This is a genomic window from Nocardia sp. NPDC055029, from assembly GCF_053608525.1.
In genome coordinates, this window is the sequence record NZ_JBSGVQ010000001.1 from 206,470 (window position 1) to 229,948 (window position 23,479).

Sequence of the window (23,479 nt, forward strand, 5' to 3'; positions counted from 1 at the left end):
GGCGTGCGGGTCGACTTCTGGCAGGTCAGGGTGGAACCGGACCCGGCCGACCCGTCCACCCTGCGCGTCCTGCTGACCCCGCTGGTACCCCCCGAAGGACCGTCGACACCGGCCCCGGCCGGACATCCGGCGCCGATCGATCCCGGCACCCTGCCCGCGCAGACCGACCCGGTCCCGACCTCCGGCCGACCGCCGCTCGGTGTACCCGACGGTGAATTGATGTCGGCCGTCCGCCGCTTCCTGCAGAACGTGCCGGAAGGGCCGGATACCCCCGAGCTCGGAGCGCTGGACCGGGACTTCGCCGATCGGCTGCTCGCCGATCTCGGCCTGACCGACGCGGTCCGGTCGTCCCGCGACCCGCTGGCCGGACTGCAGGCCCTCGCCGAGATCAGCCGCTCCCAGCAGCTGCTCGGCACCGACCCCGACGACAGTTCCAGCGGCTTGCGCCGCCTGCTCCGGCGTAACTGGCAGAGCACCCCGGATCCGGCCGAGCTCGCCCGGATCGATGCCGAGCTGCGCAGGCTGGGCCTGGGCAATCTGGACGAGGCGACGGACCCGGCGGGGGTGCCGCCACGGATCGATCCCGACGACGACACCGAGGTGGTCTGGGGCCACGATTCCCCGGTGCTCGAGCCCATCTCGGCCACTCTGTCCCGGCTCGTCGCGCAGTTCGGGTTGCGGGCCGACGCGGTGACGCGGGCGAATCTGCCCGCGACGCTCAGCAGACTGCGATTCGAACTCACCCTGCGTGCCGGCGCGATCGAGGCGTTGCGGGCCGCCGCGGCCTGGCACGACGGCCGCACCGATCCCGAGGACCGCAGGCTCAGCCGCGAGACCAGGGATCAGTGGGCGCGCCTGCTCGATGTCGACCCAGCGGCACTGGACGCGTCGTTCACCGATGTCGTCGCCGACCTGCGCGACAACCTGCTCATCCGCACCGCGGCGGTGGCCGATCTCGCCGACGCCGCCCAGGTCGTCGCCCAGCACGCCGACAATCCCGAGCAGCCGCATCGGCGGCGCTTCAACATCGAGGTGGGCGGCAGGCGGACACCGGTCCATCTCGTCGTCGACGGCCAGGGGCGCTGGCGGATCGAACCCGCGCAGCGGCTGGGTAACCCGCCGGAGACGGCGCCGGTGCCGACCACCTCGACGCCCTCCCGCTGGCAGCGCTGGTGGGCCGAGATCCGGCACGCGGCGCGCTATCGGATAGCCGGGTTGAAGTATCCGTCCGGGTCGAACATGGACAGCGCGTGGATCCACGTCGTCGGGTACTGGTCGAAGATCCTGGTGATGGAGGGCCCGGACTTCAACCCCATCCGGGTGGCCAAGGAAACCGCCGAGATCTGGAAGAAGCGGCGCGCGATCGCCGAGTTCGTGCTGAGCAAGTTCATCGAGCGAAAGGACGACTTCGACGCGCCCCATACCAGCGACGGCGAGGAATACCGGTACTGGGACGTCGAAGCCGATCCCGAACTGGAACGCAGGCGCGGGGAGATCCCACCGCACCTGGCCGAGAAGTGGGCGGCCGAGGAAGAAGAACGCGCCAGGCAGCGCGCAGCCGAATTGGCCGAGGGCACAGCCGAACCCGAACCGGAAGCGATCGAGCCGTCGCGGCCCGCCATCGTCGTCGAGCCGATTCCGGACGCGCCCACCCAGGACTGGGCCGGGCATCGGATCCGCGAACTACTGAGGGCGCAGGGCGATTTCGTCCGGATCGGCGAGCTGATCAACCGGCTCGCCGCCGAACTGGGTGTCGAGGTGGCCACCCCGGACCCGGACGCCGCCGACCGGGCGCTGAGCGAGGCCGAATACCTCGCGCTGCGGGAGGCGGGCATCATCGACGGACTCGCCGAGGCGGCACAGCGCTACCTGGACGAGGACGCCTTCCTGGCCTTCTCCCGTGATCTCGGCGTGCCGCGGGTCAAGGACAAGTGGCTCTCCGCCAAGGACGGCAATCCGCTGGGCAGGCTGCTCCGCGATGTCCTGCGCGCCAACGGCGTCACCAATATCCAGGACGCGATCCCGCCGAACAACGGCGCCGACCCGCTGACCGATCCCGACGCCTCCGACGACGCGGACGAGCCAGGACGTGACATCGGCAGCCGCAAGTGGCTGCTCAACGCGATCCGCCGCGAGGAGATCCGGGCGGAGCGGGCGACCTGGGCGCAGCTGCTCAATGCCGATCGGCTGGCGTTCAACGGCGCCGATGGCCTGGCCGCCGGTCTGGCCGACCTGCGGGCGGGCACCGGCGATCGCGCCGAGCTGGTACATGCGCTGGCGAACCTCGTCGGCGACTATCGCGCGGCAGGGGACCGGTTGCTCGCGGCGCTGCAGGCGGTCGGCGAGCAGGCGATCGCCGACTACGTCGACACGCTGGGCGGGGACGCGGTACTGGTGACACCGAGACTGGCCTTCGTCCCCGGCGACCCCGCCCGCCTGCTCGTGCTCGATGCGGGCATGCAGCACCGGGATACCCTGGCGGCGCAGCTGATCCACCTCGGCGATCTCGGCGCCAGGATCGGCGACGGCACCGTCGACGTCGAGTTCGTCGTCCCGACCCGCACCGAAGACGGGTCGGTGGTGCTCGGCGTCGTCGAGCGGCCGGAACTGCGGCATCTCACCACCGAGATCGACGGTCGCCGGATCGATGTCACCGCGATCAGGGACGGCGACGGCGAATGGCGAATCCTGGTGCCGCCCGCGACCACGTCCGAATTGTCCGGGCCCGCCGCACCGGACACCCGGCCCCTGCCGGAGCTGCTCGCCGACCGCAATGCCCTCGCGGACCGCCTCGGCCTCGATCTCGACGCCGATCCAACGGCGCTGACGCCGGACCGGATCGACGACACCGTCGCCGGCCTGACCCACCGGCTGCGGATGCGTGCCCTGCGACTGGAAGCACTGGCGGACTTCTCCCGGCAGATGCATCTGCTCGACCGGTACTGGGATCCCAAGCAGTCCATCGACATCGATCCCCGTCTGGTCGACTCCGAGATGCCGATCCACGACCCGACCGCGCCGGAATTCCTGCGTGCCGTCCTCGGCGACGACCTGATCGACTTCCTGCGCTCGCTGCCGGAGCGCGAGTACCCGATCCGCATGGGCGACGGCAGGCTCGATGTCGAACCGGACCTGGACTGGGCCCGCATGCTCGGCGTGAACGTCCACGGTGTCTCGCCGGAGGAACTGGCCAAGGTCTACGAGACGTTCCGCGACGGCAAGATCGACGAGACCGAAGCCCTCGGTCCGGCCGAACTCGCCGAGGTGCATCGCACCATCCGCGCCGAGATCCTGGCCGACCTGGTGCTGCTGCGGGAACTCGCCGACACCGGCGCGCTGTACAACGAGCGTCGCGACACCGCACCCCGGCCACCGGCGCCGCCGCTGGACACCGCCGGGCCGCAACGCTCGCCGGCCGACCGGATCGCGGTGCTCGGCGCGCAACGCGGCCGGCTCACCGCACGCATCGCCGAGATCGCGACGGAGCTCGGGACCGATCCGGCCGACATCGAACCGTCGATGCTCGCCGAGACGGTGGCCGACCGGCTCGCCGCCGAGACCGCGCGGCTCGACGCCGAACTCGCCGCTGCCCAGCGGTCCGCGACCACCGATGCCGACATCGATGCGTTGCGTGCCCGACAGGACCGGCTGGCCGCGCTGGCCGACGAGCTGGCGCGCACCGACGCGCTGCGCGAGGCCGCCGTGCGCGCCGAGGCGCGGCTGCGTGACGAGGCGGCCGCGCCCGAGCCTGCCGCGCAGCCGCAGCCGCGGCACCGCCGGTGGATCGTCGAGCTGGCCGAGCGCCTGCGCGGACGGCAGCAAGCGGCTGGTGAACTCGAATCCGGCTCGCGCCCACCGGAATCGGACACCAACTGGGTGCGGGTCCCCGAACGGGACCATGTTCCGACCAGCGACGACACCGCCAGGGCACTGGCTGGGCACCTGCGCCGGGTCGCGGCGATCGATGAGCTGACCGCGCTCGTCAGGCAGCTCGGCATGGATCCGACCGGCCGCAGCGTCGACGACCTGGAACGGCTCGCCGGACACCTGCTCGACGACGACGAGCGACGCGCCCGAGTCCAGCGTCTGATCGACGAATTCCGCACGCTCGGTGGCGATTCCGCGGATGTCATGCCGCGGGCGCTGGCCGAGGCCGCAGCGGTGCGCGATGTGCTCGCCGGTCTCGGCGGACGGCAGCTCGTCGACGGGCTGGTCTGGGTGCCCGCGGCGAACGGCGTTCCGCCGCAGGCGATCGTGGTCGGTCTGCACGGCAATCCGGATCATGTGATCGATCCGGAATTGCGCAGGGCGCTGCGTGCCGCCGGCGCCGAGGTCACCTATCGGCAGGTGGTCGTCGACGCCGACGGTATCCATGTGCGCGAGCTGCGCTCGTTCGACCTCGGCGCACCGCGCACCGAGCCGGCGCCCGATACGGGGAATTCGCAGCGCCGCAGCCTCATCCGCCGGGTCACCGGTGCCCTCGACCTGCCACAGACCTCGGCGCCGTGGCGGCCGTCGACCCGTGACCTGGGGGAATGGTCGAATCTGGACGCCGAGCAGATCATGGCGCTGCTCGAGGAGCGCCACGGTGTGCGGGTAAGCCGGTTCGACGCGCTCGGGCTCGACCCCGACTCGGTGCGCGAGGCTGCCCGCGCCATCGACGACCTGCTCACCAGGTTTCCGCACGCGAACCTGCGACGGATCTCGGTGGAACCGCTCCCCGACGGCACCAACGCGCGGGTGCGCACGAATGTGTTGCGGAGTCTGCGGCCGCGCAGCTGGGCCAATCAGGCCTCCATCCTCGAACTGAACTATCACACGCTTACCGCGGGCGCCGAGCCGCACGGCCTGTCCCGCTATGACTCCGCCGCCGGGTTCCGGGTGGCGGTCGACGCGAGCACGATCTACGGCTCGGTGGTGCGCAGCTTCGCGCATGTGCTCGACCGCGCGTCCGGGCGGTTCGCGCGCGACCATGTCCTGCAGACGCTGATCACCGCCTTCGGCAGGCAGCACTCGCCGATCGACTGGGTCGCGTTCGATCTGTGGCAGCAGCAGCTCAGCGCGGCCAGTTTCGACCGGCGGGGACGGATCGACCCGGCTGCCGCGCTCGCCGAGGCCTTCCTCGATGTGGAGCTCAACGGTCCCCGCGCGTCCGAGCAGGCCAGGGCGCTGCACGCCATGCTGACCGACGAGGCCCGGCGCGCGGCCACCGAGGGGCTTTCCGCTGCCGACGCCCAGCTGGCCAGATCAGACCGGTTCATCGCGATCAGCCGAGCGGCCGACGACGCCTACTTCCCACCCGCGCAGACCTACGCCGACGCGGTCGCCCGGCGTGACCGGCTGGCCGCCGACCTACACCGGCTGGTCGCCCAGCTGCACCAATGGGTCGACCCGGCGGCGCTCGCGCCCGATCGGGTGCTCGACACGGTCGCCGATCTGGCCACCGTCCTGCGCTCGCCCGCCGACGCCGAGCTCGTTCGGGGACTGGAGCCGCTGGCCGAGCATTACCTGCGGGCGATCGCCGAGGTGGAGGCCCTGTCGGGACCGACACCACCACCGGCGCCGCCCGCGCCGCTCGACGGTCACACGCTGCGCCGGGCTGTTATCGATCGCCTGGTGTCGGAGTACGTAGCGGCGACCGAGGCGCAGGAAGCGGCCCTGGCCGACGGAGACCCGGTGGCCGCCGCCGACGCCCAACAGCGCGCCGACGAATTGCGCCAAGCGGTGATCGACCGGATCCAGGAAGACGCGCTGCTCTCGGTCGGTGACCAGATCCTGACCGATCAGATCGGGCTCGCCGAGGGCGATCCGCCGATGATGCTGGTGGTCGGCTGGGCCGACGGCGAAGCGGGCCAGGTCCTCGCACGCGCCATCGCCGCCGACCTGCCCGAGGTGATGGATCAGCTGCGCCGCCCCGGCATGCTGGTCCGCGAGCTGCGCATCTCCACCGATGCGAACGGCCGGGCCACCTGGCGGATCATCGACCCGCCACCCGGCAGCACCCCGCCGCAGCCCGGCCCCCAGCCCGGCAGCACGCCTCCCGGCGAGGGTGACTCGGCACTGCAGCCCGGCCCCCAGCCCGGCAGCACGCCTCCCGGCGAGGGTGACTCGGCGCTGCAGCCCGGCCCTCGGCCCGGCAGCACGCCACCTGGCAGTGTGCCGCCGCAGCCCGGCCCTCAGCCCGGCAGCACGCCATCCGGCGAGGGTGGCACGGCACTGCAGCCAGGAAGCGACCAAGGTTCCGGTGGTCGCACCGGGGGCGACGACAGCTCCGGCCGAAATGAACTGGGCGATGGCAGCTCTGGCGGGCGCACCGAGGGCGATCCCGGCACCGGCACCGGTGACAACTCTGCGGAGTCGACGGCCCGGGTGGGCGGCGACCTGCACCCCGGCTCGGATCGCGCCTGGACGCCGGTGGGCGCGCCGCAGCTGCTCGCACCGTCGAGCCCGCAGGTCGCACAGCAGCTGGCCGAGCTGCACGGACAGTGGCAGCGTGCCGACGCCGAACTGGCCACCGCCCGGGACCGGATGATGCGCTCGGCGGTCGCGCTCGGCCTTCGCGGTGACGATCCGGACCAGGTGCTCGCGGCACTGCGGGCACAGGTCGACGCCGCGACCGATCGCGCGGCCGCGCTGCCCGCCGCCGATGCCGCGCAGCGCGCGGAGAAGGCCGGGGCCGAGCGGACCGCGGCTGAGCTGACCGTCGCACTCCGCCGGCTGACCGCCGAGCACTCGGCGGTCGTCGCGGCCGCGGCCGAGGCTGTCGCCGCGCGGGATCAGCTGGCCGCCGCGGCCGCCGCCGATGCCTTCGCGCACGGCCGGATCGACGCGCACGGCCCATGGCTGGGCGTACTGCCCGACGAGCACCGCGCGATCCTGCTGTCACCCACGACCGCAGTCGGCCTGGCCGTCACCCCAGACACCCTCAGTGTTCTCACCGACGACATCACCGCCCTCGATGTGTGGCGCCTACAGGTCGTCAACCCCGACCCGGCCGACCCGTCCGAGCTGGCGATCACCCTCACCGCCCTCCGCCCACCGATCACCCCGACCGGCACTCCCCGCTCCGACCCGGGCACGCAGCCGCAGTCGGCACCGAGCCGTGAGCCGAACGCGGAAACTGCGCCCCCTGGTACGGATTCCGGCCTGGCGTCGGCGCCGGGGTCGGTACCGGGGCGTGAGTCGAGCGCGGAAACTGCACCCCCTGGTACGGATTCCGGCCTGGCGTCGGCACCGGACTCGGCGTCCGGTCGTGAGTCGAGCGCGGAAACCACGCCCCCTGGACCGGATTCCGATCCGGCGCCGGCAGCGAAGACCGCACCGGGCAGTGATCGGAGCATCGAAACACCGCCCACCGGTACGGATTCCGACCGGGTACCAGGATCCGAGCCGGGCCGGTCGTCGGCTACCGAGACCGGTTCCGCGCCCCTGGCGCAGTCCGGCTCGTCGCGGGAGCCGGGCACCGATGCGAAGTCCGCGGATCCGCAAGCGGGGCCTGCGCCGACGACCGGTTCCGAGACGTCGGGCTCGCCGCGTTCGGCGCAGGCGCAGCCCGCGGCTGACGACCCGTCGGCGCGCTCGTCGTCGCCGGAGCAGCGGGGGGCGACGCAGGCCGACCCGGATTCGCCCCCGCGTCCGGGGACGCCGCCGCGCACCGATCCGGGGGTGCCGCCGCCGGTCGTCACCACGCCGTGGGTGCCTGCCGGGGGAGCGGTCGACCACGCGTTGTTCACCGACGCGGCGCGGAGCGAGATCGCGCGGCTTGCCGATGAGGTGCAGCGGAACGCGGACGAGCGCGCCGGGTCGGCCGCGCGGATCGCGAAGGACGTCAAGGAGTTCTTCAAGGCACGCGCTGTCAAGAACTTCCTGAAGGCCCTGCGGATGGCGCCGCCCACCGGCACCGATCCGGAGGCGTTGGTCGCCGCCGTGCGCACGGTGATGGCGCAGGCGCATCACAGCACGCTCCCCTCGCTGGGCGACGACGTGCGGCCTGCCGTCGCCCATCGCGACTACCTCGTCTGGACCCAGCGATTCCAGCAGCTGATCGGTCAGCTCGGTGAGTTCCGCTCGCTGGGAGCCACCGGACGGCACCTGCTCGACCGGATGACCCACGCCGCGATCGACGATGTGTTCGCCGGGGCGGGTGCCGATCGGACCGGGCTCGGCCGATACGTCGGCCTCGTCCCCGCGGAGGGGCGCGCCCTGGTGCTCACCCCGAGCGCCGACGTCACCCGACACATCGGCGCGGACCAGCTGCGCCACCTCGCGGCTGCCGGCTACCGGATCGAAGCCTGGACAGTGCAGGTCGACCCGGACGGTCGGGTCCGGCTGGTTCGCCTCGACCCACCCGCCGACCCGACCGGCACACCGCCGCCGCGCGATCCGTCCACCCCGGATGCCGGGGCGCGGCCGCGGGTCGTCGAGGGCGTCATCATCTCCTCCACCACCGGCGATGGGCAGCAGTCGCCGGGGCAACAACACTCCGCCGACCCCGATCCGACAACAACGCCCCAGGAGCCCGGGCAGGCGACCACGCCCCAGGAACCCGGGCAGACGACGCAGACCGCCGGGCCGCCACCTCCGGCGCAACAGCCGGGACCGGTCGACCCGTCGAGCTCGGACTCGGGACAGGGTCCGCGGGTCGTCACCGGAGTCGTGCTCCCGCCGAGCGGAGCCGACACCCCGACCCCCGGCACCGCGCAGCACACCGCGTCGCCGAACCAGGGACCGCGCCCGCAGCCGGGGGTGCGCACCGACCCCTGGGTATCCCGCGGCTCTACCCCACACCAGCCCAGCGCGGCGGGCAGACAGGCGATGGCGCCCGACCTCGACGCGGCCCGCCGCGCCGGTGCCGACCGCAAGCAGCTGGCCGAGCAGATCGCCGCCGCGACGAAGAAGTTCTTCAAAACCGCGAAGCTGGGTCGCCCGCCGCGGACCGGTGATCCCGAGGCGCTGGTCGCCGCGGTCCATGCGATCGTCTCGGCCGAGCAGCAGCGCGCGCAGACACCGCAGGGGGCCGACGGCAACCAGCGGTGGCTGACGGCGATGAACAACGTGATGGCCTGGACCCCGGCCTTCCAGCAGCTGATCGGTCAGCTCGGCGCGTACCGCTCGGCCGGACTGCGCGAGCTCGAGCATCTGCGGCGGGCGACCCTCGTCGCGATCGACGACGTGTTCGCGCAGGCGGGCGCGAATCGCGACGGCCTCGGCCCGCATGTCGGGCTCGTGCCGGGTGCGGGCCGGGCACTGGTCCTCACCCCGTCGGCCGACGTGGACCGCTATGTGCCGCGCTCGACTCTGCAGCGCCTGGCCGAGAACGGCTACCGGGTCGAGGTCGCGATGGTGCGGGTGCGGCCATCCGGCGAGGTGGAACTGGTCGGTCTGGCTCCGATCGACCCGTCCGACAACGGCATCCGCACCGCCGATCGCCCCGTCGACGGTCCGCGCCCCGACTCCTCGCGTGGCGGCGATCCGCTCGCCGATCGGGTGGGCGCGATCGGCGACGCGGTCCAGCGCCGCCATCAGGTCTACGCCCAGCTGCGGCTACACGCCCGGCTCCGGCTGCCGCTGGCGACCGACGCCGACGGCATGCTCCGGCACGGGCAGGCGATGCTCGACGCCGCGCGGGCGCGCTGGTCGGCGGATCCGGGCAACCAGCGGCTCGGCGAATTGGCGTCCTGGTTGCGGGAATTGACCGCACTGCACGCCGAGCACCGGACCGCGGTGGCCGCCGAGGCGGCCGCCCGCCGCGCGGCGGCCGAGGTGGCGATCCGGCGCGAGCTGGCCGACAGCGGCGCCGACCGCGTCGAGGGCAACATCGCGCTGTTCGGCGACGGACGTCGTGCGCTCGTGCTGACCGCGGGCGACGCCATCGCGGATGCCATCGATCCGGCACTGCGAGCCGAGCTGGCCGCCAACGGTTTCCGCGTCGAGGTCCGGCAGGTGCGGGTCGCCGAGAACGGCATGGTCGACCTGGTCCCCCTGACCGATCCGGCACCGCACAGCGAACCGGCGGGCACACCGGAACCCGAGGCGGCGCACACCTGGCCGCCCGCGCGCCGGGATCTCGGCGAATGGTCCGATCGTGGCCCGGCCGATATCCAGCGTGTGCTGGCGGAGCGGTGGGGCATCGACACCAGCGACATCGACTTCCGTGGTCTCGACCCCGATTACGTCCGCGACGCCGCTCGCGCGATCGACGACATGATGCGCGACTACCCGTGGGCCAACCTGGTCGCTCTCGACATCGGCCAGCTCGACCGCGGATTGCACGGGCGCACGGAAGGCAGGCCGCCGAGCCCCGCCGAGCGCGCGCGCATGTCCCACGGCCTGGCCTGCCGGATCATCTTGTCGCAGGTGCTGGCTCGGGCAGGTTCGGCCGACCCGGCGCCGCTCACCTCTGCCGGCTACGTCGTCACCTCGCCCGACCATTCCCTCGTCTACGCGACGGTCGTGCACGAATTCGGGCACGTGCTGGATTTCACCGCGCGGCACAGCATCTCGGAAGCCGATGCCTACCAGGCGTTGATCGCCGCCTTCGGTCGCGACGTCACCGTGCACGCCGACGAGTTCGCCCGCTGGCTGAGCGCGCTCAGCGGCTACAGCTTCAAGGGCGGCGTCCTCGACGTGCGCGAGGCACTGGCCGAAGCCTTCGCCGATGTCGAGCTCAACGGCGACCGGGCGTCCGCACCGGCCAGGGCACTGCACCGCCTGCTGGTCGACAACAGCAGGCGCGGACCGGAACCGTCGCCGGTCACCTGGGACGACCCGGATCCGACCGCCCTCGCCCCGCATGTGGTCCGGGCCAGGGTGGAGCGGCTCACCGTGCGGCTGTTCGAGTTCGTCGCCGCCAACGACCGCGCCCTCGCCGCGGGTGACGACGCCGCGGCGGCGGCCGCGCGGGCCCGCGGCCGGGCGATCGAGGCCGAGTTGTTCCGCGCCGCCGCGCACGACGCCGTGACCACCGTCGGGGCTCACCCGGTCGGCGACGGCCTGAGCCTCCACAGTGGGCCGCCCGCGGCCGTGCTGGTCGCGACGCTGCACGGCCACTTCGACACGCACCGGCCACCCGGTTGGCACACCGCGGCCGGGCCGCTGGCGGCATCGCTCGGGCTCCCGATCCGGGAACTGCGGATCGAGCTCGGCCCCGACGGGTCCTTCGGGCACCAGGTCGCCGACGACCCCGCCGGTGCCGCGCGGGTTCAGGCCGATCGGTGGTTCGAACCAGCGGGGCCCGCTCCGGATCGCCCGACGCCGACTCAGCAGGCGCACACGATGCGCGCCCTGCGCGACATCGTCGCCGCCGACGTCGCCGATCTCGCCGCCTCCCTCGGCATCGATGTCGACGGTGTCCCGCTCCCGGAGCTGCCCGGTCATCTCGCCGCGGAGCTCGACGCCAGGCTGTCCTCGATCACCGACCGGCTGAGCCCGCACGCCCAGCGGCACGGTCCGCGTGACCTGGCCGATCTGGCGCTGTATCGCGCGCACAGCCAGCTCACCGAGCGGGCCGCCGCGCTGGCCGACGCGATGGTGCTCGCCGATGCGGCGGAGTCGGCCGTGAACCGGCCTGCGGGCATCATCGGTGCGGACTCGCCGGACCCGCGCTGGCTCAGAGCCGACACCAGACCGCACCGGGGCACCACCGAAGCGGTCCACCGGCAGCTGCGACAGCTGGGCCGTCAGGTCGGCGCCTTCGACGACCTCGTCGCCACGGCCAGGCAGCTCGGGGTCGACCCGAGTGGGCTGAGCGCGAGCCGCCTCGCCGACGCCGTCGCCGCGCGGCCGGACGCGAGCGCGGCCCTGCGTGACCGCTTCGCCCGCGAGCTGGCCGACTTCCGCGCGCTGGGCGGCGATCTCGACGACCCGGCACCGCGCGCCCGCGCGGAGGAGACGGCGGTGCGCGATGTCATCGCGGCGGCCGGTGGCAGGCAGCTCGGTGACGGTCTCGGCTGGCTCGGCCGTGATCCGACCGCCCCGGCGACCCGGCCGTCGCTGATCGGCCGGTCCGATCCGTCGCTCGTCCTTGCCCCCGCGGTGCATGGCGCGCTCACCGCGGGCGCCGAGGTCAGGTACCTCGCGGTGTCGCTCGACGCCGACGGCGCGCGTATCACCGAACTGCGCAGTCCACGCACGATGACGGTCGACGAGCGACCGGCCGGCCTCGGCCCGGACGACCTGACTCCGCTGCGCCGTAGTCTCGGCAGGCGGATCGCCGACGCCGCCCTGCTGCGGACCCGCGGCTGGCGCCTGCGCCCGAACCAGTTCGACTGGCCGTCGTCCACGCGCGACCTCGGCGAGTGGGGCAGCCTGAGCCGCAACGGGATCCGCGACCGGCTCCGCGAGCTGCACGGTCTGCGGGTCACCCAGCTCGGTGTGCGTCCGGTCGACCCGGACGCGGTCCGCGAGTTCGCCAAGACCATCGACGATCTGCTGGTCAGGTACCCGGCTGCGGACCTGCGCCGCATCCGCATGGCCGTGTTGCCCGCGGCCGAACTCGGCCGGACCCGGCTCGGGCGGCGGGGCGCGACCATCACCCTGTCGGTGCTGACCCCGTCGACAGGTCCGGGCGAGCACTCGGCTGTGGTCGACACGACCGTCCGCCAATTCGGTCAGGTGCTCGCCGGCGGTGCCCGGCACCTCACCACCGACACAGTCTTGTCCGCACTGGTCAGGGCCTACGGCACGCTGCGCGCACCGGTTGTCGCCGCGGAGTTCCGCGCGTGGCTCGACGGGCTGAGCCCAGGCAGCTTCCATCCGGACGGATCGCTGAATGTGCGTCAGGCGCTGGCCGATTCGTTCGCCGATGTAGAACTGAACGGCGACCGCGCCGCGCAACCGGCACGGGTTCTGCACGGCCTGCTCACCGCGGATTCGCGCCGGTCGGTGGCGTTGTATCCCGCGCCGATCGGTGCCCTCCCGTATTCGAACGCACCGCGCGATCTCGCCGAGGCCGTAGCCCAGCGCGACGGTTACGCCGTCCTCGTCCACCGCAAGGCCGATGAACTGCGGGAGTGGATCAGTCCGGCGGATCTCGCGCCGGAGCGGATCACGGACACCATCGGCAGGCTCGACAACCAGCTGCGTGATCCCGCCCAGCGCATCGTGCTTGCCGAGCTGGCAGGCCTCGCGGAACGGTATTCGCGCGCCGCGGAACTGGTCGGTGAACTGGGCAGCAGCGCGGCGCGGGTGCCCGCCCTGCCGCCCGTGCCCGACACCACACCGCGCTACGACGACCCGGCGGTGCGGCGTGCCGTCATCGACCGCCTCGTCGCCGAATCCGCCGATGCCCGTGCCGCGTTGGCCGACGCGCCGATCGACACCGACCCGGACAACCTCGCCGATCTCCAGCGCCGCGCCGCCGCGCTGAGCCGGGACCTGGTGCGCGCGGCCGAGTTCGACGCCCTGCGCACCCACGGTGCCGACCCGCTGACCGGCCGGATCGGGCGGACGACCGACACCCCGCCGCGGTTGGTCGTCGTCAGCTGGTACGACGGCGACGCGCCCCGCGTGCTCGCCGACGCCGCCCGCGCCGGCGACGCCGATGTCCTCGCCGCGCTGAACGATCCGTCGGTGCTGCGGCAGGAACTGCGGCTGCGGATCGGTGACGGCGGCAGGCCCGAAGTCGTCGGCCTGTTCGACCTGCCCGCGGACGGGTCCCTGCTCGCGGGTGATCGTCCCGACCCGGACGGCGGCACCCCGCGCCCCGAGCCACACCGGCCCCAGCAGGCCGATCGGACACCGGCACTCGGCCAGCGGATCGCCGCTACCGAGGCCCTGCGTGACCACTTCCTCGATCTCGCCGTGCAACTGGCCGACGAGGCCGGGGTCGACGGCGCCGGTCTCTCGCCGAACGAGCTGCGGGGCAGGCTGGCGGCGGTGATCGGCACCGAGCCGGCCGACCCCGCGGGCGAAGCGCGGCACCTGGCGGCGCGCAAGGCCATGTCCCAGCTGCGGCGCGCCATGCGGGCGATCGACGCGGCGGATCGGTTGTGGGGACTGAACCACAGCGACCCCGGTCCCGAGCATTTCCACGACCAACGCTGGGTCCGCACCACCGACACCGCGCACCGGCCAACGTCCCCGGAGGCCGAGCGCGCGCTGACCCAGCTCGGCAGGCAGGCCTCGGCCTTCGACCGGCTGGGTGCCCAGGCCCGTCGGATGGGCATCGACCCGGTCGGGCGCACCGCCGACGAACTCGCCGACCTGGTCCGCCGCCGTGGCACCGGCGACGACGCCGAATTCGCCGCCTTCGATCGCGCGTACGCGGACCTGATCGACACCGGCGCCGACCCGGGCGACCCGCACGTCCGGTTGCGCGCCGAGGATGCGGCGGTACGCGATGTCCTCGCCGCTGCCGACGGCGTGCCGCTGATCGACGGGCTCGGCTGGGTCGACGCCCGCCGTTCCGTGGTCGCGGTCGGCCGGTTCAGCGACCCCAATACCGCGGTGGCGGGCGAGATCAGAGCCGGTCTGCGGCTGTCGAAACTGGATCTGCGCTACCGCCACGTGACGATCGACGAGAACGGTGTCCGCGTCGCCGAACTGCAGACCGCGACCGCCGCGATCGGACGCGGCCGGGTCGGTACGCCACCGGAAGCCCCGACCCTGTGGCAGCGGCTGGTCGAGACGATCACCGGCCGTGGCCCGACCGACCAGGTGTGGCCTCCTTCGCGACGTGATCTCGGTGAATGGTCGGATCGTGGTCCCGCCGAGATCACCCGGCTGCTGCGTGAGCGCCACGGTGTCCTGGTTCGTGACTTCCACGTCGAGGGTGTCGACGTGGACTCCCTGCGCGAGTTCGCCAGGGCCGTCGATGATCTGATGACGCGCTACCCCTGGGCCCGGCTGCGCTCGATCGGCATCGACCCCGATATCGATATCACCGCGCTGGGCGAGACCAGGATGCTGCCGCGGTTCGGTTTCGCGGGCCGTCTCTTCGGGTTCGTCTCGACGATGGTCCTGAATCGCTCCGCCGTGCAGCATCTGGAGGAGAGCGCGGGTTCACCGCAGATCGTGATGGCGCCGGGCCGTTCCCAGGTCTACGTGACGGTGGTGCACGAGTTCGGGCACGTGCTCGAGGACACCGCGGGCAGGCTCACCGAGGAGGAAGTCCTCGCCGAACTGGTGCGCTACTACGGCGAGCGGCACTCGCCGGTGGATCAGGCGGAGTTCCTGAAGTGGCTGCATCAGCTCAGCCGCTACAGCTTCAGCGAGAACGATCGCGACGTGCTCGACGCCGGTGAGGCACTGGCCGAGGCTTTCGCCGACGTCGAACTCAACGGCGACGCCGCCTCGGAGCCCGCGAAGGTGCTGCACGATCTGCTGGTCCGGCACGCGCGCGAGGCGGCGGCTCAGGAGGCCGCTGGCCTGCTCGCGCCACTGCCGCCCGCATCAACCTACGCCGACGCGGTGACCAGACGCGATCGGCTGGCCGACGAGATCAACGGGCTCGCCGAGACCTTGCGGCAGTGGGTCGACCCGGCCCGACTGACCCCCGACCGGATCCTCGCGACCGTCACGGAATTGGGCACCCTGCTGCGCTCGCCCGCCGACGACCGGACCGTCGCCCAGCTGGCCGATCTCGCCCGGCACCTGGTCCAGGCCGATGCCGAGGTCACCGACCTGGCGGGCACGGCAGAGGCCGGCGGCCGGAGCGCGGCGCCGCCCGCGCCTCCGATCGCCGCCGACCGTTCCGCCGATCCGGCGGTGCGGGAAGCGGTTCGGGCCCGGCTCGCCGCCGAACTGGCGGCCGCGCGGGAAGCCCGCGACGCCGCACTCGTCGCCGCGGCCGACGAATTCGCCGATCCGGCGGAGTTCGTCGCCGCCACCCGCGCCCAGCAGCGCGTCGACGCCATCACCGACCACCTGATCGCCGCCGCCGAACTGGACGCACTCACCGGACCCGGTCGCGATCTCGCCGCCCCGCATGTCACCGTCACCGACGACACACCACCGATCGTGCTGGTCGCGACCCGCACCGCAGACGAGGCGGCCGACCTGCTCGGTGCGGCCGTCCGCTCGGGTACCCCGGCGGTGCTGGCCGCGCTCGACAACCCCGGTACCCGGTTGCGCGAGGTGCGGCTCACCGTCGACACCGCGGGCCGGGTCCAGACCGAAACCCGGGAACTCCCACGAGATCTGCTCCGGCACAGCGCCGACCGGGCCGATGGGCCCGGCCGATCGGACGAGCAGCCCACCCCGCTCGCGGCGATCGGCGAATCCGCGGGCCGCGCGCGCACCAGTTGGGCGGAGTGGGGCGAGCGCCGGCCGTATGTGCCCGCCGCCGACGATCCGGCCCGCCGTCAGGCACTCGCCGACCTCGCCGTGGCCCGGCGCCCGCTCGACGAGATCGCCGAGCGGATGCGCGAGCTCGCCGACGATCTGGGCGTACCAGTGCGCGGCGCCGACCCCGACGACGTCATGGCCGCGGCTCGCCGGCGGCTCGACCGGCTCGAGGATCGGGCGGCGTTCGTCGTCGCGGCGGGCGATCCGGATGCCGCCGCCGAGCAGCGGGCCGCCGCACGGCGGGTCGACGAATTCCGCCGACCCTTCGGCGATCTGGCCGCGCTCCACCTGCGCTACGGCGAGCTGCGCGCCGGGGCCGATGCCGTCCGCGACCGGCTGGCCGGGCTGGTCGCAGGCGAGGTGCTCGCCGAGGCCGGGCTCATCCAGACGCGCGACGGTGTCGGGCTGTCGGAAACCGATCGCCGGGTGTTGGTCGTCAGCGCCGACCCGGGTGCCCTGATCGATCCGGCGTCGCTGAAAATGTTGCTGGAGAGCGGGTTCCGGCTGGACACGGTCCAGGTGCTGGTCGGGCTGGACGGCACGATCGAACTCGTCGATCTGGGACCCGGCGGCCCGGCGGGCGACGCGGAACCCGGCGTGCCGACCTATCCGGAAAACCACGGGTCGCGCCCGGCGCCGCGCCCCGGCACCGCCGATCAGGTGGCCGCGCTCGCTGTCGTCCACGAGGTGTTCCGCGCCGAGGCGGTCCGGTTGGTCGGCACGCTCGGCATCGAGGACCCGGCCCGGTTCAGCAACGCGACGCTGCAACGCCTGGTCGACACGCTGACCGAGGACCGGCGAGCGCGGCTCACCGGGCTGCGGGAGCGTGGCATCACCGGTCGGGTCGAGCAGAGCGCGCGAGACCGGCTGGCCGCCGCCGAATCCGCCAGGGCCGCTGTCCGGCGGCTGACCGCCTCGCACGCCGAGATGAACCTGCTCCAGCTGGAGGGCCCGCGGGCAGACCAGCACGGCCGGTGGATCCGTGGGCCGCTGCACGAGGTCACGCCGGCCACCCCGGCCGATGCCGAAGCACTGGATTCGGCTCGCCGCCGGGCCGCCGCGTTCGACACGCTCGCGGCCCGATCCCGGCAGCTGGGGGTTGACCCGGCCGGGCGCAGCGCCGAGGAGATCGCGGATCTGGTCCGGCGCCACGGAATCGGTCCGGAGCAGTCCCGCCGAGCCTTCGACCGTGCGTATCAGAATCTGCCGGCGATCGGCATCGATCCTGCCGACGCCCAGGTGCGTCAGCGCGCCGAGGAGATCGCCGTCCGGGTGGTCGCCGACGCGCTCGGCGCCATCCCGGCGACCGACGGGCTCGCGGTGCTGCCGGAACTCGGCGCCGACGGCCTCGTGGTGATCGGCCGCTTCGCCGACCCTGATCTCGCGGTCCCCGCCGCGTTCGGCTTGGCGAACGATCATGGGCTTTCGGCTCGTTACCTCGCGGTCGAGGTCGACGCCGTGGGCGTGCGGCTGCGGGAACTGCTGACCCCCGGCACCGTGCTGCGCGCCGGCGACACCGCGCCGCCACCGGAGCAGTGGCAGCGCAACCAGGTGCTGCGCGGCGCGATGCGGCTGTTCGAGGCGGTGCCGGGCGATGGTGGGAACTGGTCGCCGTCCCAGCGCGACCTCGGGGAGTGGGGGCAGCGTGACGCCGCCGAGCTGGGCCGGGTGCTGCGGGAACGGCACGGTGTCGCGGTGCGTGGATTGGACGCGATCGGTGTCGATCCGGACGCGGTCCGTGATGCCGTGCGCGCCTTCGACTATCTGAAGTCGAAGTATCCGTGGGTCCGGGTCACCTCGCTGGAGGTGACCGATCAGCAAGACGGTGCGCTCGCGGTCTACAGCATGGCGCCGCACAGCCCGCTGCGGCGGGGGTTGCAGCGATTGTCCGCCCGGTTCGGGATATCGATGCCTGGCCTGCGCAGCCTGCCCGCCCGGATCGTGATGAACATGCGCTGGCTGCACGACTACGTCCAGGACCCGCAGGATGGATTCCATCCGCCCTCGGTCGGCCGGTCGCGGCCGTTCCGGGCGATGGCTCACGAGTTCGGGCACGCGATGTACTTCACCCTCGGCCTGACGCCGTCGATGGTGCTCGGTGCGCTGCAGAACGCCTATACGCAGCAGCACGGCGGCTTCGACCAGAGCGGCTTCGACGCGTGGGTGTCCGCTCTGAGCGGCTACAGCTTCCACCCGGACAGCGACCAGGTCAACGCCGTGGAGGCGGCGGCGGAGGCCTTCCTCGACGTCGAGCTCAACGGAGCGAAGGCGTCGGCGCCGGCCAAGGCCATCCACGCGCTGATGGTCCAGCTCAGCGCTGAGCTGCGCGGTGCGACCGATCCGCTGTCACCCGCCGCGACCTATGGCGACGCGGTCGCCCGCCGTGACCTGCTGCAAGAACAGATCCGGCAGTTCGCCCAGGACCTGCGGGAGTGGATCAGTCCCGACCGGCTCACCCCGGAAGCGATCCGGGACACGCTGGCGCACCTGCACGCCGGGTTGCGTTCGCCCGCGGAAACCGCCACCGTCGGGCACCTGCACGCGCTGGCCGACCAACTCGTCGCAGCGGCGGCCGAGGTCGCCGCGTTCGCCACCGAACCGACTGTGCGTGCCGATCGACGGGTCGAACCGGAGTCGTCCGGGGAGGAACCGTCGACCGGTGGTGGCGCGCAGCGTCCGCCCGGCGACGGGGAACCGCCGACCCCGGGCGAGCCGCTGCCGCCGCCGGGTGACGGTGATGATGCGCAGGGCGGCGACACCGCGCGCCGGCACGCCGACGCGGTGACCCGCCGCGACGAATTGGTCACTCAGGTCCGGGACCTCGCCACCCAGCTCGGTATCACGGACCGGTCGTCGCTGCGGCCGACGAACCTGCTCGAGACGATTCAGCGGGTGGCGGGTCGATCGGATGCCGATCAGCAGCTGATCCATCGGTTGCGGATCGTCGGTGCCGAATATCTGCTGGCGGAGACTCGGGTCGGCGAGCTGGCCGAGGAGCTCGGGCTCCCCGAGGCCTACGATCGGTTGCTGCGCGAACAGCAGGAGCTGCTTCGCGAGCGAGAGTTCCTGCGGGCCAAGGCCAATCAGCGCGTCGTCGATCTCGGGCTCGATCCGCGCACCGACTGGGCCGCGCTTGACCCGGGCAGCCGGGACGCGGCGGTCAGCGCGCTGATCGCCGCGCGGGACTCCGATGCGGTCACCATCGCGGGCGGCATGGATGAAGCGACGCAACATATCCGGGTACCGGTATCCGAAGACGAACAGCGGAATCGCGCGGAAAAGCTCACCAAGCTGATCGAAGCCGGTGTCCGTCTGGACGAGCTCGACGCGCGATTGCTCGACGTACACCGCGAGCTGACCGATCTCGAACGACAGGGTGTCGTCTGGCACCGTCCGCCCCTCGATCCGGAGCACTCGCGGGCGAAGGAGATCGCCGCGCTGGCACGTCGGCGTGCCGACGAGCTCAACCGGATCAAACCGCGCCGCGCCATGCGTGATGATCTCGCGCGGCGGCTCGGACTCGTCGATCGCGGCGGCGAGCCCGACGAGGCCGCTCTCACCACCGATCTCGACGAAACGGTGGCCACCCTGCGCCGTCAGCTGGTGGACGATCTGCGCTCGGGCGCGCTGCGGGTCGACGAAGTGCCAGCCCGGCTGCACCAGATCGACGCGGTCGCGGACGCGGCGCGCGACGTCGCCGACGCGCACCGGCGAATCGGCCGGCTGCAGGACGAGATGGCCCAGCTGGCCGGGGTACTGCGCGAGGTGATCGCGACCGAGGGCGGTCGCATGGTGACGCCGTGGGTCGGCGTGGTCGAAGGTGATACGCCGAGGATCCTCGTCTACGGTCCCCGGCCGGCCGATCCGGACGCGCCCTTCGCCGACCACGAGGCGGCGTGGCGTGCCGCACTGCACGATTCGCCCGTGGTCGCGCATCTGTTCACGACGCTCGACGTCGATCCGGAGTTCGTCCAGGTGCTCGCCGATCGTGAGGGCGGCTGGCGGTTGCAGGACTCGACGGCTCCGCACGTCCAGCGCCTGGCGATGTCGGGACCGGATACCCGGTTGCGGCTGATCTCGTGGACCGACAGCGCCGGTGTCTCACATCCCGTCGATCCGACCCGCGCGGAGTGGCGGACCGAACATGACAACCGTCCCTTCCCGGACAAGTTCAAACGCAAGGCGCTGCCCGACGGTGTCAGTGGCTGGGCGATGGGTGATCTGTTCAACGACGCCACTTTGCTGCTCGAGGACGTCCCACCGGGCTTCTACCCGGAAAGCCTGCTCCCGGTCCACATGCCGCAGGCGTACAGCACCTATGACACCTCGCAGGTGCCGGACGGCATGGAGGTCTACGGCCAGCACTGGGGCGCGGACCTCTACAACATGACCCGCCTGATCCTGATGGCAGCGGAGGTACCGAAGCATCCTCGCGTGAAGGCCTGGATCCAGCGGCATCCCGAGATCGGCCAGTGGGTCAAGGCCAGGCCGTGGCTGATGAACTACCCGCCGTTCGGAACGGTGTTCCGCAACTACAAATGGACAGCGCCCCGGCCGGAAGTCCAGCCGATGTTCCGTCGCTGGGATCTGCAGGACCACCTCCCCACCGAGCTGTTGATCGACGTGCCGCCCGCCCTGCAGGCCGCGCTCGACGCCGATGTCGCGGCCTGGCAGCGGGTGCAGGATTGGGCAGACGCCGAATACGAGCGGTTCCTCGCCGACGACTCCGATGTCGCCGCGATCACCGCGGGCCTGGCCGCGCATCGTGACGCCGAGCAGCTGGCCGCCGCCCGGTCGGTGATCGATCTCGTCGATGAACTGCTGGTCCGTGGACACCGAGGGATCGATCCCATCGCGGACGTCGACCGACAGCTGCGCATCATCGATGCCGAGATCGACGCGGTCGCCCACCAGGTCGCGGGCCGATTCGATACCGCCGACGCCGATGTCGTCCGCGACACCGTCGCCGATCTGCGGGAGTTGCTGCTCGATCCGACCACCCTGAACGGTGCGCTGCCGGGGGAGAGCATGCAGGAAACCCTGGCCAGGCTGCTCATGCGCCGGATGACGGTGGACGTGCCGGTCTTGACGGCGGAGCAGGTGCTCGCCATCAAGAATCACCTGATGGTGACCCCGCATCTGGTCAGTGACTGGACGGACCCGTCCGGCCAGCCGGTGTGGCGCCCGATGGACCGGCTTGCCGATGTCGCAGAGGCGTGGAACCGCCTGGTCGCAGGCGAGCCCTTGAAGCCGGACCTGATGCTGCTGCGCGACGCACTTGCCGAATCCGAATTCCTCGCCGCCGGGCGCCCCGAGCTCGGTTGGAACGCCGCCAACATCGCCGTGATCGGCCGCGGGTACAACTGGGACGCCGTTCGCCCGCCGCTCACCGGCTGGCGCGCCGGCATCCCCTACGCACCGGCTCCGCTGCCCAGGGTTCCGCTGCTCCCGGAACGTGGCGGCGACACCGCCGAACTGCCACCCGCACCGGATACCGACGACGACGCGGGGACGAACCCGCTGCCCGCGGCGAGCACCGACACCGACGACACCCTGGAGTTGTCCGCGACACCGGAGCTGCCCGGCGCCGACGGACGGACCGACAGCGGCGAATCGCCTCCGCCCGGGTCGACGGCGGATGCGGAAGTTCAACGCCTGTCGCAGGATTGGGCAGAGCAGTTCATGCAGCGCGAGGACGCGCGCGACGCCAGGACCGCGGCCATGACAGGCCTGCCGGTCGACGACGAGGCCCTCGGCGCGAACGCCGCCGACCCACGGTCCGCTCAGCGCATCCTCGACGAGACCATCGAGGAGCTGCGCGGCCGCACCATGCCGGTCGGCGAGCAACAGCCCTGGCAGAACCGGGTCGACACACTCGCCGATGCCGCCACCCGCTACCTCGCCGCGGACGCCGAACTCGACCGCATCCACCGGCGGCTCCGCCTTGCCTTGCGCGGCACGATCCTCACCGCAGGACAGGAGAACCCGGCCGCCCCGTCCCGCGAACCGGACTCGACAGCACCCAGCCCCACATCAGGTCCGAACGGTGAACCCGACGCGGTGCCACAGCCGGGCTCGTCGCCGAGTTCCGATACCGAGTCGACCGGTTCGCCGCAGCCGGGTCTGTCGCCGACCTCGAAGGGGGAAACGGGCGAGACCAGCGAGTCGCCGCAGCCCGGTCTGCCGTCGACTGCGGATGGTCGGTCGGAGCAGCCTCCGGGCAGGTCCCCGGGCGCGGAGCCGGAGTCGAGCTCCGAGACCGGATCCGCCGCGGGCACAGGTCGTCCGCCCGAGCCGGCTCCGCGCAACAGGACTGCACCGAAGACGGATCCAGAACCCGAGCAGACTTCGGATACCCCGTCGGGCCACCAGCCCACACCGGATGCCGACGCGGAACCGAGCACCCCGGCTGACCTCAATTCGTCCGGTGACGGCACCGATCCGGATGCCGCTCACCCGAACCGCGCCGATCACGGCGACGATGATTCGGACGACGGCGGGTCGACTCGTCGGACAGATGACGATGATTCGGACGACGATGATTCGGGCGACGGCAGTACGAATCGCTCTGATCATGATGATGGCGATGATTCGGGCGATGGCAGTGTGAGTCGCTCCGATCATGGTGATGACGACGATGATTCGGGCGATGGCAGTGCGAGTCGCTCCGATCACGGTGATGACGACGATGATTCGGATGATGGTGGTTCGAGTCGTCGCGTCGGTGATGACGATGACGACGATTCGGGCGATGACGGCTCGAGCCGCCGTGCGGGTGACGACGACGGTGCCGGGCCGAACCGTCCGGACAGCGACGACGACTCCGCGCCGTCCCGCCCACCGACTATCCCCGGTTCCCGGCTGCGGTCCCGCATCCCGCGGTACTACGCCAGGTACGACTTCGACATCCCCGACCCGATCCGCATCCGTGCCCACCAAGCACCACCGGTCCCCCTCTCGGACGGTCGCACCGACACGCCACACGACCCCGAAAAGCCGCCGACACCACCGACCCGTCCCGAACCAACCACGCCCACACCAGGCGTACCCAGCCCGTCGATGCCGTCGATGCCGTCGATGCCGTCGACACCGACGCCGACACCGACACCCACGCCGACGCCGACACCGACGCCCACGCCGACACCGACGCCCACGCCGACACCGACGCCCACGCCGACACCGACGCCCACGCCGT

General features: G+C 72.4%; 1 protein-coding gene (cut by a window edge). It reads left to right on the forward strand.

What is annotated here, in order from left to right; genetic code table 11:
- Positions 1 to 23,479: part of a WXG100-like domain-containing protein coding region (locus ACWF9G_RS00770; RefSeq protein WP_452512622.1), annotated on the forward strand (this coding region is incomplete at its 3' end). 18,006 nt of the annotated region lie to the left of the window's left edge; the window shows 23,479 of its 41,485 annotated nt.